The following is a 15,947-nucleotide window of genomic DNA, read 5'->3' on the forward strand; positions in this document are numbered from 1 at the left end:
CGGGACGTCGGCGGGTGGGTACTTGTGCGCGATCAGAAGTCGAAGCCGAGCTGGCCCCCGCTTTCCAGTGCAGCCGCCTCGGCGGAGATGCGGACCTTCCTGAGGTGCTGCCACTTGGGCAGCGCGTCGAGATAGGACCACGAAAGCCGGTGGTGGGGGGTCGGCCCCCGCTCCTCCAGCGCGGCCCTGTGTACGGGCGACGGGTAACCGGCGTTGGCCCCGAAGGCGAAATCGGCGTACTCCCCGGAATCCGCGCCCAGTTCGGCCATCATCGTGTCGCGATGGACCTTCGCGATCACCGAGGCGGCCGCGACCGCGATGCAGGACTGATCGCCCTTGATCACCGTACGGACCTGCCAGGGCGGGCCCAGGTAGTCGTGCTTGCCGTCGAGGATCACCGCGTCCGGCCGGACCGGCAGGGCTTCGAGGGCGCGCACGGCGGCGAGGCGCAGCGCGGCCGTCATCCCGAGCTCGTCGATCTCCCGCGCGGAGGCGTCGCCGAGACCGAACGCGGTGACCCAGCGCTCCAGCAACGGCGCGAGCTCCGCGCGGCGTTTGGGGCTGATCAGCTTGGAGTCGGTGAGTCCGGCGGGAGGTCTGCGGAGGCCGGTGACGGCCGCGCACACGGTGACCGGTCCCGCCCACGCTCCGCGTCCGACCTCATCGACACCGGCGACGGTCTTGGCACCGGTGGTGGCGCGCAGTGAGCGCTCGACGGTGTGCGTGGGTGGTTCGTACGGCATGGCGCCTGTCAGCGTACGCCGATGGGGGCGCCCGCAACACCCCGGGGCGCCCGTCGGCCGTCCCGGACCCGTTCATGCCCCCACCGCCCGCACGCGCGCGGCACGGACCGGTCAGTACGGGTCGTAGGCATCGCTCTCGTCACCGTCGCGATCGCTGCCCCCGACATCCGTGCGCGACGACGGGGCGCAGGACTGCTCCGCGTCGCGCGGACTCCGTTTCCGCAGAATGTCCCGGGCCCGCGCCTCGCCCCAGCTGGTGGCGTACCAGGGGGCGTCGTCGGAGCGCAGCGACCGTTCGATGTCCCTGAGGGCGCAGGAGCGCAGCGGCTCGGGCAGCGTGTCCAGAGCCGGTACAGCGTCGGCCGAGAGGCCCCGGAGGTAGTCGATGTCGATCGAGTGGTCGGCGCGGTACCGCTGCACGTTCTGCTCCGCGATGAGCCCGTCGGGCGAGGCGAGCCCGAACGCGAGGACGCCGACGGCCGCGCTCGCGGCCACGGCGCGCGGCAGCAGGCGGGCACCGAACACCCCGGCGGCCATGATCAGGACGAGCACCACGCCCAGCCAGAGTTCCACCGCGGCCACGGATATCCGCAGCCGTGTCAGACCGTACGCGTCGACGTAGAGGTCCATCCGCCTCAGCGCGGAGGCCACGACGATCAGGGTGAGCAGGCACAGCACGCCGAGCACGGTCCGGACGAGGGTGCGGTCGCTCCCCCGCCCGCGGGGGGCCCAGCGCAGGGCGAGCGCGATCACCAGCAGCGTGAGGACTGTGGCCCAGAGGAGCTGCCAGAAGCCCTGCCGGGCGTATGCGGAGTAGCTGAGATCGGTCTCGGCCATCACCTTGTCGTACCCACCGAGCAGCACGGTGAGCTGGACGGCGATGAACACGGCGAACAGCAGGTTCAGCACGACGAGCGGAAGGGCCCACTCCAGTCGCCCGCGGGGCTTTCCCCGGCGGACGGTGATGCCGTCCCAGCGCACCGGAGCGGCTGCGGCGTACGCGGCGGCGAGCGCGCCGACCAGGCCCGTCAGGAAGAGGAGGAATCGCCATGGGCTGCCGCTGACCGACACATCGGGCATCAGACTGCCGAGCACGTCGGCGAAGGCGGCATCGGCGCTCGCGAACAGCGCCCCGAACACGATCAGCAGGACGACCGCCACCGCGGCGCTGCGGAGAACGCCGCCCAGTCGGCCGCGGGATCCCGACATCCGCGCGCGCACGCCCCGTCCGCCCCAGGCGAGACCGTCGGCGACGGCGCTGAACAGACCCAGTGACCCCAGGAGCACCCCGAGCCAGCTGCGGCTGCCGTGCAGGGCGAGCGAGCCCAGCGCAACCGCCGATACGACAGCCAGGAAGACGGGCCATCCGGCGTCCCGAAGGGCCGGGACGGCGAGGAGTGCCAGCCCGCCGACCGCCCAGAAGCCCGTCCACGGACGCAGGCGGCGACCGGCGGTCCGCGCGGCGAAAAAGGCCCCGAGCGCCGCGGGGACCGCGACGATCAGCGCGTTCAGGCCGAGACCGTCGCCCAGCAACAGGCCGCTCAGTACCGCCGTGACGATGACGCAGCAGAGCGTCGCGCCAGGGACGGCGGCCGGCGTGGCCGGGCGGAGCGTCGACAGTGCGGCGGCCTGGGGGCTGCTCGTCCGCCAGGGGTCGGCCGGCTGCCGGTGCCCACCGTGTTGCGGCTGTTCCGGCACTTTCGGCGGCTCGGGAACGGTGCCCCCGGGTTCCGGCGGCGGTTCCTTCGACAGTGCGGGCTGCCCGGCCGTTCCGGCCTGCCCCGACGGCTCGGGCTGCTCGGGCTGCTCGGGCTGCTCGGGCTGCTCAGGCTGCTCAGGCTGCTCAGGCTGCTCAGGCTGCTCAGGCTGCTCAGGCTGCTCAGGAGCGTCGCCCGGCCGGGGCGTTTCTGACGTGTGATCGGACATGGGACCCCTCCCCCACCGAGGGCCGCGCACACCGCCCGCAGGGCAGCGGCCGGGGCACCCCGGCGTCTCATTTTCGGCGCACGCCCGTCTGGATGATCATCGGCGGCGGCGTGGCCGAAAGAGTAGCTTCCGCTCGCCGGTCCGGGCCGTGCGAGGAGGAGCTGTGGCAGTACCGTGACAGTCGGGCGGCCCCTGGCAGGCGTTCCGTGCCCGCCCTACCGCGGGAGCCAGTCCGGCAGCTCCTCCGTCCGCGCCGTCCAGTCGGCCGGCGGCGCGCCCGCACGGCTCGCCGCGACGACTCCGCCGGCGATCGCGCAGGTCGTGTCGACGTCCCCGCCGGCCTGGGCGGTCACCCAGAAGGCCTGCTCGAAATCACCGAGGCTCCGCGCGGCCGACCAGAGGGCGAACGGAACGGTGTCGTGTGCGCTGGTACGCCGGCCGTTGCCGAGGACCGCCGCCACCGTGCCGGCGTCGCCGTAGTCGAGCATGTCGCGTGCCCGTCGCAGTCCGGCACCGACGGCGCTGCGCGGTACGAGCGCGACGACGCCGTCCAGCAGGTCCGCCGGGGTGGGCGGCCCGGCCGGCGCCGCCGCGAGTGCGGCAGCCGCCGCGACGGCCATCGCGCCCACGACCGCCTCGCGATGCTGGTGCGTGGTGTACGAGGAGATCTCGGCCTGGTGCGTGGCCTGCTCCGGGTCGTCCGCGTACCAGGCGCCGAGCGGGGCGATGCGCATCGCCGAGCCGTTGCCCCAGGAACCCTGGCCGTTGAAGAGCGCGGACGCCAGCTCCCGCCAGTCGCCGCCTTCCCGGACCAGCCTGAGCAGCCGGTTCACGGCGGGGCCGTATCCCCGGTCGAAGTCGTGGTGGCCGGCGAAGGAACGGGCGAGCGCGTCCTGGTCGATCCGCTCGTGCTCCACCAGCACGGCCAGCACCGAACACGCCATCTCGGTGTCGTCCGTCCACTGCCAGGAACCTGGTGGAAGTTCGCGTTGCTTCAGCAGCGGATAGTTGACGGGCACAAAGAACTGGGAGCCCAGTGCGTCTCCCACGGAGAGCCCGCGCAGGCTGGCAAGGGCACGTTCGAAACGTTGGCCGGAGGCAGAGTCAGCGGTTGTCATCGCCCCTCCACTCTATCCGGTGATGCCGTACGGCTCGGGGGTGCGCCAGCGCTCGAACGGCCGGTCAAGGGTGTAGCGCCCGTCCTCCCCGAGTATCAGCGTCCGGGTCTCTCCGTTGCCCGGATTGGACAGTGACTCGAACTCGGCGACCGACCAGTGGAACCAGCGCATGCAGAACAAACGCATGGTCAGTCCGTGCGTGACCAGCAGAACGTTCGGCGGATGGTCCGGGTCCTCGAAGCTCCGGTGCAGGCTCTCCAGGAAGGCCCCAACCCTGTCGTACACATCGGCTCCGGACTCCCCCTGCGCGAAGCGGTAGAAGAAGTGGCCGTACGCGTCCCGGTAGGCCTTCTGCAGCCGTACGTCGTCGCGGTCCTGCCAGTTTCCCCAGTCCTGCTCGCGCAGGCGCGGCTCCTCCCGGACCCGCACCCGTCCGAGGTCCAGACCGAGGGACCTGAAGGTCTCGTGGGTGCGCCGGTAGGGCGAGATGTACACGCTGACCCGCTCGCCGTCGAACAGTTCGCGCAGCTGTACTCCCGCCTCCCTGGCCTGCCTCAGCCCCGTCGCGGTGAGTCTCAGCGCATGGTCCGGTTCGCGCTCGTACACCGTGTCGTCGGCGTTTCCCTCGGACTCCCCGTGCCTGACTAGGACAATGCGTTGCGGTCGTGCCATGTACCGACCCTAGGGCTTCTCGAACGACTGCGGCTCATTCGAGCAGCCGGCCGGACTCCATCCGTCGGATGTCGCCGGTGAAGCGGCGGCGCAGCAGCCGGTCGTGCGAGACCACGACCAGTGCGCCCGGCCAGTGGGCCAGTGCTTCCTCCAGTTCCTGTACGAGCCCGAGGGCCAGGTGGTTCGCCGGCTCGTCGAGCAGCAGCAGATCCGCGGGCCGGGCCAGGAGACGGGCCAGTGCGAGCCGCCTGCGTTGCCCCGCAGAGAGCGAACCGACCGGCACCCGCAGGTCCCGGGGGCGGAACAGCCCGTACGAGAGCAGCAGTTCCGCCTGCTCCTCATCAGGGAGCGGCATTCCTCGGCCGAAGGTGGTGAGCACGGACTCCGCCGGGCGGTGCACCGGTATCTCCTGCGCGAGGTAGCCGATCCCGCCCCGCCGGACCACACGGCCCTCGTCCGGTTCGAGCACGCCCGCCATCACGCGGAGCAGGGTGGACTTCCCCGCTCCGTTGCCTCCGTGGACCAGCAGTCTTCCGGCCGCCGCCACGGAGAGCCGGTCGACCGCGAGTCGGTCGCCGACCCGTATGCCGGTCAGGGAGACCAGCTCTCCCCCGGCTGCGCCGGCCGGGGGCAGGGCAGCGAAACGCAGCGGGTCCGGGGGTCTGGGGACGGGCTGTGACCTCAGCCGCTCCAGGCGCTTGTGCGCGTTGCGGACGCGGCCGGACACCGAGGCCTGGACCCGGCCCGCTGCCCGGTCGTACGCCATCTTGTTGTTGTCCTTGATGGCGCGGCCGGCGGCGACGCCATGGGCGGTGGTCGCCGCGTGCTCCTCCAGTCGCGCGGTTTCCTCGCACCACTGGACGTAGGACTGCTCCCAGCGCTGCCGTGCGGCGCGCTGCTCGGCACGGAATCCCTCGTAGCCACCGCCGTAGCGCATGACCGTCCGCCGGTCGGCGTCGACCTCCAGCACCGCGGTGGCGACCCGCTCCAGGAAGATCCGGTCATGGGACACGGCGACCACCGTGCCGGGGTGGGACCGCAACGTGCTCTCCAGCCAGTCGAGCGCGGCTCCGTCCAGGTGGTTGGTGGGCTCGTCGAGCAGCATCACCTCCGGGCGCGCCGCGATCAGGCAGGCGAGACCCAGCCTCGCCTGCTCGCCACCGGAGAGACTGCCCAGTTTCCTGTCCGGTCCCATGTGCCCGAGGCCGAGGCCGTGCATCGCCCTGTCGACGCGTGCGTCCGCCTCGTATCCCCCGCGCGACTCGAACTCCGCGAGCAGGTCTCCGTAGGCGGCGAGCGCTGCTTCGTCGGCCGCACCGAGGTCCGCCTCGGTCTCGCGCAACTTCCGCTCCACCGCGCGCAGTTCCGCGAGCGCGTCGTCGACCGTGTCCTGGACCGTACTGCCGGGCGGCAGCCGGGGCGTCTGGGACAGCAGGCCGATGCCGCGCCCCGCAGCCGTGAACACGCTCCCGGAATCGGGCTGTTCGAGCCCCGCGAGGAGCCTGACCAAGGTCGTCTTCCCCGCGCCGTTCTCCCCGACGACGCCGATCCGTTCGCCGGGGCGCACGGTCAGCGAGACATCGTCGAGCAACAGCCTGTCGCCACGGCTCATGGTCACGCCGCGCAGAGAGATCTGTGTGGGCAAGGGCACCTCCGGGCTAATGCAATCGTTGTCGCATTAGAGCGAGTGTGGCAGACTGGACTCACTAACGCAACTGGAGTAGCAATTGACTGAGCTGAGATCCACGCCGGAGCCCGATCCACCGGAGCCCCCGGTCGCCCCCGGCACCAGCCGTCCGGGCGGCAGGACCGCCCGGACCCGAGCGGCCGTCCGTGACGCCGTCCTCACCGGCCTGGTGGAGCACGGCTACCCGGGCCTCACCGTCGAGTACGTCGCGGAGCATTCCGGCATCCACAAGACGACCCTCTACCGCCGCTGGGGAAACCTCGAAGGGCTCGTCGTGGACGCCCTGGACCTGGCCGGGGAGGACAGCTGGACTCCGCCCGACACCGGAAGCCTGGAGGGAGATCTGCGCGCCCTGGCGCGGACGACGGCCGCCTCCTTCGAGGACCCCGCCGCAGCTGCCGCGCCGACCGCGTTCATCGCCGCGGCCTTCCGGTCCGAGCGCGCCGCACAGGCGCTGAACGCCTTCTACACGGAGCGGTTCGCCCGCTGCGAGGCCATCGTGGCGCGCGCCGTCTCCCGGCACGAGCTGGACCGGCGCACGGACGCGGCAGCACTGGTCAGGGCCGTGGTCGCGCCGCTGTTCCTCGGGCTGTTCATCACCCGTGAGCCCGTGGACGGGGCGTCGGCCGACCGGTCCGCCGACGCGGCCCTGGCAGCGGCCCGCGCCGGATCCTTCAACTCCCCTGCCGAATCCGCCTGATGAACCGCCCGGAGCGCCCTCGGTTCATCGCCCCGGCCGCACCGCTCCGGCCGGGCCGGTCACACCGTCCACGACGGCTCCAGCTGTACGACGTCCCCCGCCAGCTCCGCCACGTCGTCCTCGAGCTGCGCCCGTTGCGACAGCCGCTCGATGCTCCCCGCCCGGTACTTGCCGCGCTCGGCGCTCGACTGCCACATCGACAGCACGAGGAACTCCTGCCCCGGCGCCTCCCCGAACACCCCGCGCAGCATGCCGGGCGAGCCGGCCATCGCCGGATTCCACACCCTCTCCTGCATCAACGCGAAGTGTTCCACCCGGTCCTCGCGCACCTTGCTGTGCGCCACCCGGACCACATCCGCGTCGGTGAAGCGCGGCTCGAAGGCAGTCTTCACATCGAAGCGGTGCTCGAAGAGTTTGACCTGGATGCCGCTGTACGTGCCGGACTGGGCGGCGGCCAGGCCGTCGTGCGCGCGCGCCATGAACGAGTCGTAGAAGACGCGGTTCTCCCAGAAGGCGAAGATGTGCGCCACATCCGGACGCCCCCGGCTCCACCCGCCGCCCTGTCCCCTGAATCCGGGCTCGCCGAGCAGCCCCGCCCACTTCCGCTGCCCCCGTTCAAAACCTCGACGGTCCACCACGGTGCAACGAATCCACTTGACCAGCACCGCGCCATCGTACGGTGCCGGGCGTGGCACGGGTCACGCTCGGACGCAGTAGTCCCGAAGTGACCGTCGTGGAACGCAGAATGATCTCCATGGTCCCGTTGCACACCAATCCCCTGTTCGCCCGGCTCGAATCCGCGGAACGTGTCCTCGTCGCAGGGGCCGGCGGCGGCTTCGACATCTACGCCGGACTGCCCATCGCGCTCTCCTTGCTCCACCAGGGCAAGCAGGTACAGCTCGCCAATCTGTCGTTCAGCGCTCTCGAAGGGCTGCCCCTCGATTCCTGGCTCGCGCCGGACGTCGCCGCCATCACCCCCGAAACCGCCCTCCACCAGGCGTACTTCCCGGAACGGACGCTCGCCCAGTGGCTCGGCCTGCACGGCTATCCGAGCACGGTCCACGCCTTCTCCCGGGTGGGCGTGCAGCCACTGCGCGCCGCCTACCGGGAGTTGATCGGAAAGTACGACATCGACGCGGTCGTCCTGGTCGACGGCGGTACTGACATCCTGATGCGCGGCGACGAGTCCGGTCTCGGCACACCGGAGGAGGACCTGACCAGCGTCGCCGCGCTCGCGGCGATCGACGTGCCGGAACGCCTGGTCGTCTCCATCGGCTTCGGCGTCGACGCCTACCACGGGGTGAGCCACGGCCTCGTACTGGAGAACATCGCCGCGCTCGAACGCGACGGTTCCTGTCTCGGCGCGTTCTCCGTCTCCCGTACGAGCCGTGAGGGCGCGCTCTTCGTCGATGCCGTGGCACACGCCCAGCACCACACGCCCGACCATCCCAGCATCGTGAACGGGTCGATCGCCGCCGCCGTCCAAGGAGCCTTCGGGGACGTGCAGTTCACCTCGCGCACCCGTGGCAGCGAGCTGTTCATCAACCCGCTGATGACGCTCTGCTTCGCCTTCGAGCTGGACGGGGTGGCCCGCAACTGCCTCTATCTCGACCGCATCGAGGACACCCAGCTCATCCGTCAGGTCAGCAGCGCGATCGAGATCTTCCGGGACGAGGTCCGGCAGCGACCGCCGCGCCGCATACCGCACTGACCCGGAGCGGCCGCGCGGGCACGGGCCGTCGATGGCCCGATTCCATCGCAGGGAACCAAGCCGGTTGGATCCACGGTCGGTTACGGACATGATCGGGTGATGTGAACGGCCCGACGGCCCAGCGGACAGCCAGGGAGGCATCTCCGATGAGCACGCCCAACAAGGACATCGACAAGGTCGAGGTCAGACTCAAGTGGGACCCCAGCCCTTCGGGCGCACCGGCCCACGACCTCGACATCATCGCGGCGACCTACCTCGCCGAAGCGCCGTACGGCAGCCCCGCGTACCTGGTGCACTTCGACAGCCGCTCGCCGGACGGCACCATCACCCTCAACCGTGACAGCAGGACCGGTCAGGGCCTCGGCTTCGACGAGGTGATGACGCTGGAACTGGAGCGGTTGTCGGACGCGTACAGCCGGGTCGTCGTCGGGGTCGCCATCCAGCAGCGCGACGGCCGCAGGACGTTCGCCGAGATAGCCAACACCGGTGTCCAGGTCCGGGAGGGCTATACGAACCTGGCGGAGGACGACTTCTCCGCCGTCGGCACGGCCACCGCGGCGACCGTGGCCGAGTTCGTCCGGAGCGCCTCCGGGGCCTGGGAGTTCCACGGCACGGTCCGGGGCTTCGACGGCGACCCCGATTCGTTCGCCACGACGATGGGAAGCCGTACGCCCGGCGCCTGACACATCGCTGGGTGCGGTCCCGTGGAGGCATCGCGGGAGCGGCGGCCTCCAGGGCCCCGCGCGGTCGTGATCGTACGCCCGCGCGAGGCCCTTCGGTCAGGCCCCGACGTACTGCGCGAGGTGCTCGCCGGTGAGGGTGGACCGGGCGGCGACGAGGTCGGCGGGGGTGCCCTCGAAGACGATCCGGCCGCCGTCGTGACCCGCGCCGGGCCCCAGGTCGATGATCCAGTCGGCATGCGCCATGACCGCCTGGTGGTGCTCGACGACGATGACCGACTTGCCGGAGTCGACGAGCCGGTCGAGCAGGCCGAGGAGCTGCTCGACGTCGGCGAGGTGAAGGCCGGTGGTCGGCTCGTCCAGGACGTACACCCCGCCCTTCTCGGCCATGTGGGTCGCCAGCTTCAGCCGCTGCCGCTCGCCCCCTGACAGCGTGGTGAGCGGCTGGCCGAGGCTGAGGTAGCCGAGTCCGACATCGGCGAGCCGCTCCAGGATCCTGTGCGCGGCCGGGGTGCGCGCCTCACCGGCGCCGAAGAACTCCTCCGCCTCGGTCACCGACATCGCGAGCACCTCGCTGATGTCGCGACCGCCGAGACGGTGGTCGAGCACCGATGCCTCGAACCGCTTGCCCTCGCACTCCTCGCAGGTGGTGGCGACGCCCGCCATCATCGCCAGGTCGGTGTAGACGACCCCGGCGCCGTTGCAGGTCGGGCAGGCACCCTCGGAGTTGGAACTGAACAGCGCCGGCTTCACACCGTTGGCCTTCGCGAACGCCTTGCGGATCGGGTCGAGCAGTCCGGTGTACGTCGCCGGGTTGCTCCGCCGCGAACCGCGGATGGCCCCCTGGTCGACCGGGACGACGTCCGCGCCCGCCGGGATCGACCCGTGCACGAGCGAGCTCTTGCCGGAGCCCGCCACGCCGGTGACGACGGTCAGCACGCCGAGCGGGATGTCGACGTCGACGCCCTGGAGGTTGTGTGCCGTCGCGCCGCGGATCTCCAGCGTCCCGGTGGGCTCACGGACCGTCTCCTTGACGACGGTCCGGTCGCCGAGATGACGGCCGGTGATGGTGTCACCGGCCCGCAGCCCCTCGACGGTGCCCTCGAAGCAGACGGTGCCGCCCCCCGTGCCCGCGCCGGGGCCGAGGTCGACGACATGGTCGGCGATGGCGATCGTCTGCGGCTTGTGCTCCACGACGAGCACCGTGTTTCCCTTGTCCCGCAGCCGCAGCAGCAGGTCGTTCATCCGCTGGATGTCATGGGGATGCAGACCGATGGTGGGCTCGTCGAAGACATAGGTGACATCGGTGAGCGAGGAGCCGAGGTGGCGGATCATCTTCACGCGCTGCGCCTCGCCGCCCGACAGCGTGCCCGACGGCCGGTCGAGCGAGAGGTAGCCGAGGCCGATCTCCACGAACGAGTCGAGGGTCCGCCGGAGCGCCGCGAGCAGCGGGGCCACCGACGGGTCGTCGAGGCCGCGCACCCACTCCGCCAGGTCGTTGATCTGCATCGCGCACGCGTCGGCGATGCTCAGCTTCCCGATCTTCGACGAGCGGGCCTCCTCGCTGAGCCGGCTGCCGTCGCACCCGGGGCACGTGGTGAAGGTGACCGCCCGCTCCACGAACTCTCGGATGTGCGGCTGCAACGCCTCCTTGTCCTTGGACAGGAAGGACTTCTGGATCTTGGGGATCAGTCCCTCGTAGGTGAGGTTGACGCCCTCGACCTTCACCTTGGTCGGCTCCCGGTAGAGGAAGTCCTGCATCTCCTTCTTGGTGAACCTGCGGATCGGCTTGTCCGGGTCGAGGAGGCCCGACTCGGCGTAGACCCGCACGGTCCAGAAGCTGTCCGACTTCCACCCGGGAATGGTGAACGCGCCCTCGGCGATCGACTTGGAGTCGTCGTAGAGCTGGGCGAGGTCGATGTCGGAGACCGTTCCGCGGCCTTCGCAGCGGGTGCACATGCCGCCGGTGCGGGTGAAGGTCCGCTTGACGGTCCTGGTCCGGTCGGCGCCGCGGTCGACCTTGAACGCACCGCTCGCCTGGACCGAGGCGACATTGAAGGAGAAGGCCTGGGGCGAGCCGATGTGCGGCTTGCCGAGCCGGCTGAAGAGGATGCGCAGCATCGCGTTGGCGTCGGTGGCGGTGCCGACCGTGGAGCGGGGGTCGGCGCCGAGGCGCTGCTGGTCGACAGTGATCACGGTCGTCAGCCCGTCGAGCACATCGACCTCGGGCCGCGCGAGGGTCGGCATGAAGCCCTGCACGAAGGCGCTGTACGTCTCGTTGATCAGCCGCTGCGACTCGGCGGCGATGGTGCCGAACACCAGTGAGCTCTTGCCCGAACCGGAGACTCCGGTGAACACCGTCAGCCGGCGCTTCGGGATCTCGATGCTGACGTCCTTGAGGTTGTTCACGCGCGCGCCGTGCACGCGGATCAGGTCGTGGCTGTCGGCGGCGTGCGGCGCAGGCGACTGCGTGTCCGTCCTCTTGGCCATGCTCATCGTTTCTCCATCTGTCGGGCGGAGCCGCCTCGCGGTCTCCGTCTGCATCGCCTGGCTCGGCGTCCCGGGCGTCGAGCGGTAGGCCCGGTTCTGCGTCGTGCGCGCGGCTCGTGGCCGCGAACGCCGGACGGTTCAGCGCACCTCGTTGATGCGGACGAGGTTTCCGGCGGGATCGCGGAAGGCGCAGTCGCGGATTCCGTACGGCTGCTCGGTCGGCTCCTGGACGACCTCGGCGCCGCCGGCCTGGAGCCGGTCGAAGGTGGCGTCGAGATCGGCGGTGGCCAGGGTGATGATGGCGTAGGTGCCCTTGGCCATCATCTCGGCGATGGTGCGCCGCTCCTCCTCCGTGACGCCCGGATCCGCGGCCGGCGGATGCAGGACGACGGATGTGCCGGGCTGACCGGCGGGACCGACCGTGATCCAGCGCATCCCGCCGAACCCGACGTCCTTGCGGATCTCGAAGCCCAGGATGTCGCGGTAGAAGGCCACGGAGGCGTCCGGGTCCTCGTGCGGAAGGAAGCTGGAGTGAATCGTGATGTCCATGGACGTCACGCTAGATCGCGGCCCCCGGACCGCGCTTCTCGATTCCTGATCGGTCTGGTGACCTGCTTCGCCACGCAGGACGGCATCCCCACCGTCGCACGGGCCGCCTCCCGCCGGTAGACGCTGGGCGGCACGCCCACCAGCTCGGTGAAACGCGTGCTGAAGGTGCCCAGCGACGAGCAGCCGACCATGAAACAGACCTCGGTGACGCTGAGATCGCCGCGCCGCAGCAGTGCCATCGCCCGCTCGATGCGCCGCGTCATCAGATATCCGTACGGCGACTCGCCGTACGCCTGCCGGAACGCGCGGCTCAGGTGTCCCGCCGACATGTGCACGCCACGGGCGAGCGCCTCGACGTCCAGTGGCTGCGCGAATTCCCGGTCGATCCGGTCACGGACACGGCGCAACCGCGCAAGGTCGCGCAGGCGCTGCGCCTCATCGGGTCTGCTGGTCACCTGCGAGATGGTGCCACACCGCCGGGACCACCGCGCGCCGGACCGGGAGCGCACCACGGCGAAGGGCGCCGACCGTAGGTCGGCGCCCTCCTTGAGCTGCGGTTCGGCTACCCGGACAGATCACGTGGAACGTCGCGTCCCGAGCCGTCGGGCGGCTGGTCGGCCGGTCAGCTGCAACCGCTGGTCGAGCCGCAGCCCTCGCAGATGTAGCAGGATCCGGCGCGCTGCATCTTCGTACCGCAGGAGAAGCAGAGCGGCGCGTCCGCACTGATGCCCAGCTGCATCTCGACGAGCTCCGCCGAGGTGTGCGCGGTCTTCGGGGCGGGCTGCTCCGCCTCCTGCACCGCCGCCACCGCCTTCAGCGGCTCCGTCCGCACCGGGGCGGACTGGGCGAGGCTCTCGATGTCCAGCTCCTCGTCCTCGAGGGAGGGCTCGTACGAACCCGTGTCGAGGTGGCGCTGACGCTCCTCGGCCGAGTGGATGCCGAGTGCCGAGCGGGTCTCGAAGGGCAGGAAGTCCAGCGCGAGGCGGCGGAAGATGTAGTCGACGATGGACTGCGCCATCCGCACGTCCGGGTCGTCCGTCATGCCGGCCGGCTCGAAGCGCATGTTGGTGAACTTCGAGACGTACGTCTCCAGCGGGACGCCGTACTGCAGACCGACCGAGACGGCGATGGAGAAGGCGTCCATCATTCCCGCGAGGGTGGAGCCCTGCTTGGACATCTTCAGGAAGACCTCGCCGAGACCGTCGTCCGGGTAGGAGTTGGCGGTCATGTAACCCTCGGCGCCGCCCACCGTGAAGGAGGTGGTGATGCCGGGACGGCCCTTGGGCAGACGCTTGCGGACCGGGCGGTACTCGACGACCTTCTCGACCGCGGTACGGATGGTCTCCTCGGCCTTGGCGGTGACCGCCTCCTTCTCCTTCTCCTTGGTCTTGGCGGAGAGGGGCTGGCCGACCTTGCAGTTGTCGCGGTAGATCGCGAGCGCCTTGACACCCATCTTCCACGCCTCGAAGTAGACCTCTTCGACGTCCTCGACGGTGGCCGTCTCCGGCAGGTTCACCGTCTTGGAGAGCGCGCCGGAGATCCACGGCTGGATCGCGGCCATCATGCGCACGTGACCCATCGCGGAGATCGAACGCTCGCCCATCGCGCAGTCGAAGACCTCGTAGTGCTCGGTCTTCAGGCCGGGGGCGTCGATCACATTGCCGTGCTCGGCGATGTGGGCGACGACCGCCTCGATCTGCTCCTCCTGGTAGCCCAGGCGGCGCAGGGCCTGCGGGACGGTGCCGTTGACGATCTGCATCGAACCGCCGCCGACCAGCTTCTTGAACTTGACCAGGGCGAGGTCGGGCTCGAGACCGGTGGTGTCGCAGGACATCGCGAGACCGATGGTGCCGGTGGGCGCGATGACCGAGGCCTGCGCGTTGCGGAAACCGTTCTTCGCGCCGAGGCGGATGACGTCCTGCCAGGCCTCCGTCGCGGCGGCCCAGATCGGGTTGTCCAGGTCGTCCATGTGGACGGCCGCGGCGTTGGCGTCGGCGTGCTGCTTCATGACGCGCTGGTGCGGCTCGGCGTTGCGGGCGTAGCCGTCGTACGGGCCGACGACCGCGGCGAGCTCGGCGGAGCGCTTGTACGAGGTGCCGGTCATCAGCGAGGTGATGGCACCGGCGAGGGCGCGGCCGCCGTCGCTGTCGTAGGCGTGGCCGGTCGCCATCAGCAGGGCGCCGAGGTTGGCGTATCCGATGCCGAGCTGGCGGAAGGCGCGGGTGTTCTCGCCGATCTTCTGGGTCGGGAAGTCGGCGAAGCAGATGGAGATGTCCATCGCGGTGATGACCAGCTCGACGACCTTGGCGAAGCGCTCGGACTCGAAGGACTGGTTGCCCTTGCCGTCGTCCTTGAGGAACTTCATCAGGTTCAGCGAGGCGAGGTTGCACGAGGTGTTGTCCAGGTGCATGTACTCGGAGCACGGGTTCGAGCCGTTGATCCGGCCGGACTCCGGGCAGGTGTGCCAGGCGTTGATGGTGTCGTCGTACTGGATGCCCGGGTCGGCGCACGCCCAGGCCGCCTCGGCCATCTTGCGGAAGAGGGACTTGGCCTCGACCTCTTCGATGACGTCGCCGGTCATGCGGGCGCGCAGCCCGAACTTGCCGCCGGACTCGACGGCCTTCATGAACTCGTCGTTCACCCGGACCGAGTTGTTGGCGTTCTGGTACTGGACGGACGTGATGTCGTCGCCGCCCAGGTCCATGTCGAAGCCCGCGTCGCGCAGGGCGCGGATCTTCTCCTCCTCCTTCACCTTGGTCTCGATGAAGTTCTCGATGTCGGGGTGGTCGACGTCGAGGATGACCATCTTGGCCGCGCGCCGGGTGGCGCCACCGGACTTGATCGTTCCGGCGGAGGCGTCGGCACCGCGCATGAAGGAGACCGGGCCGGAGGCGTTGCCGCCGGAGGACAGCAGCTCCTTGGAGGAGCGGATACGGGAGAGGTTCAGGCCGGCGCCGGAGCCGCCCTTGAAGATCATGCCCTCTTCCTTGTACCAGTCGAGGATCGACTCCATGGAGTCGTCGACGGCCAGGATGAAGCAGGCCGAGACCTGCTGCGGCTGGGGCGTTCCGACGTTGAACCAGACCGGCGAGTTGAAGCTGAAGATCTGGTGCAGGAGGGCATAGGCCAGCTCGTGCTCGAAGATCTCGGCGTCCGCGGGAGAGGCGAAGTAGCCGTTGTCCTCACCGGCCTTGCGGTACGTCTTCACGATCCGGTCGATGAGCTGGCGCAGACCGGTCTCGCGCTGCGGGGTGCCGACGGCCCCGCGGAAGTACTTGCTGGTGACGATGTTGACCGCGTTCACCGACCAGAAGTCGGGGAACTCGACGCCACGCTGCTCGAAGTTGATCGAGCCGTCGCGCCAGTTGGTCATGACGACGTCACGGCGCTCCCACGCCACCTCGTCGTACGGATGTACGCCGGGGGTGGTGTGGATGCGCTCGATACGCAGACCCTTGCTCGACTTGGCTCCCTTGGCTCGGGAACCTCGTGCCGGGCCGCTCGCCGTCTCTGTCATGCCGCCTCCCATATGTGGGCAAAAACACCCTGAAGTGCCCAGAACTTCCCGGGGCACAGTCTGTCTCTGATGCCTCGGACGCCACGCAGTGCGCCCGGAGCAGGTCTATGAAGCCGCCCTGCCGTCGACCACGGAACCGTGTCGGCCGGCCGGC

Annotated in this window: 13 protein-coding genes; 3 read left to right on the forward strand and 10 right to left on the reverse strand. The window is 70.2% G+C overall.

Translation table 11 applies throughout. The features are described 5' to 3' along the window. Positions 1–32: 32 nt before the first annotated feature. From ACWCPY_RS27735 to ACWCPY_RS27755, 5 genes are all read right to left on the reverse strand, one after another. A complete protein-coding gene (locus ACWCPY_RS27735) occupies positions 33–743 on the reverse strand; it encodes a ribonuclease HII (RefSeq protein ID WP_451269402.1) in 711 nt (236 codons plus the stop codon). 111 nt (positions 744–854) lie between these two features. Continuing rightward, complete coding sequence (locus tag ACWCPY_RS27740) at positions 855–2,669, reverse strand: DUF4153 domain-containing protein (RefSeq protein ID WP_451269404.1); 1,815 nt, start codon at positions 2,667–2,669, stop codon at positions 855–857. Positions 2,670–2,884: 215 nt separating this feature from the next. Then, the gene (locus ACWCPY_RS27745; RefSeq protein WP_451269406.1) at positions 2,885–3,787 is read right to left on the reverse strand and encodes an ADP-ribosylglycohydrolase family protein; all 903 of its coding nucleotides are present in this window, start codon (positions 3,785–3,787) and stop codon (positions 2,885–2,887) included. A gap of 12 nt (positions 3,788–3,799) precedes the next feature. After that, positions 3,800–4,459, reverse strand: coding sequence for a histidine phosphatase family protein (locus ACWCPY_RS27750; protein WP_451269408.1), 660 nt, complete (start codon positions 4,457–4,459; stop codon positions 3,800–3,802). Between the two features lie 34 nt (positions 4,460–4,493). Beyond that, complete coding sequence (locus ACWCPY_RS27755; RefSeq protein ID WP_451269410.1) at positions 4,494–6,104, reverse strand: ABC-F family ATP-binding cassette domain-containing protein; 1,611 nt, start codon at positions 6,102–6,104, stop codon at positions 4,494–4,496. A gap of 82 nt (positions 6,105–6,186) precedes the next feature. Between ACWCPY_RS27755 and ACWCPY_RS27760 the strand changes: the two genes are divergently transcribed. Further along, complete coding sequence (locus ACWCPY_RS27760) at positions 6,187–6,846, forward strand: TetR/AcrR family transcriptional regulator C-terminal ligand-binding domain-containing protein (protein WP_451269412.1); 660 nt, start codon at positions 6,187–6,189, stop codon at positions 6,844–6,846. Positions 6,847–6,905: 59 nt separating this feature from the next. On the opposite strand, the gene ACWCPY_RS27765 is transcribed toward ACWCPY_RS27760, so the two are convergent. After that, positions 6,906–7,511 (reverse strand): YdbC family protein, encoded by a 606-nt coding sequence (locus ACWCPY_RS27765; protein ID WP_451269414.1) that lies wholly within the window; start codon positions 7,509–7,511, stop codon positions 6,906–6,908. A gap of 89 nt (positions 7,512–7,600) precedes the next feature. On the opposite strand from ACWCPY_RS27765, the gene ACWCPY_RS27770 reads away from it, so the two are divergent. Beyond that, on the forward strand, positions 7,601–8,557 hold the full coding sequence (locus ACWCPY_RS27770; RefSeq protein WP_451269416.1) for a DUF1152 domain-containing protein: 957 nt from the start codon (positions 7,601–7,603) through the stop codon (positions 8,555–8,557). A gap of 146 nt (positions 8,558–8,703) precedes the next feature. Then, complete coding sequence (locus tag ACWCPY_RS27775) at positions 8,704–9,240, forward strand: TerD family protein (RefSeq protein WP_451269418.1); 537 nt, start codon at positions 8,704–8,706, stop codon at positions 9,238–9,240. A 96-nt stretch (positions 9,241–9,336) separates the two neighbouring features. Here the strand turns inward: ACWCPY_RS27775 and ACWCPY_RS27780 are convergent, their stop codons facing one another. The 4 genes from ACWCPY_RS27780 to ACWCPY_RS27795 form a co-directional block, all read right to left on the reverse strand. Next, positions 9,337–11,733 carry an ATP-binding cassette domain-containing protein gene (locus ACWCPY_RS27780; RefSeq protein ID WP_451269420.1) on the reverse strand — a complete coding sequence of 799 codons (2,397 nt, stop codon included), beginning with the start codon at positions 11,731–11,733 and terminating at the stop codon, positions 9,337–9,339. Between the two features lie 132 nt (positions 11,734–11,865). Beyond that, positions 11,866–12,276: a VOC family protein gene (locus tag ACWCPY_RS27785; protein WP_451269422.1), complete on the reverse strand. Its 411-nt coding sequence runs from the start codon at positions 12,274–12,276 to the stop codon at positions 11,866–11,868. Between the two features lie 5 nt (positions 12,277–12,281). Continuing rightward, positions 12,282–12,731: a helix-turn-helix transcriptional regulator gene (locus ACWCPY_RS27790; RefSeq protein ID WP_451269424.1), complete on the reverse strand. Its 450-nt coding sequence runs from the start codon at positions 12,729–12,731 to the stop codon at positions 12,282–12,284. Between the two features lie 167 nt (positions 12,732–12,898). After that, positions 12,899–15,793: a vitamin B12-dependent ribonucleotide reductase gene (locus ACWCPY_RS27795; RefSeq protein ID WP_451269426.1), complete on the reverse strand. Its 2,895-nt coding sequence runs from the start codon at positions 15,791–15,793 to the stop codon at positions 12,899–12,901. Positions 15,794–15,947 lie beyond the last annotated feature (154 nt).

The organism is Streptomyces sp. NPDC002403 (assembly GCF_053593015.1).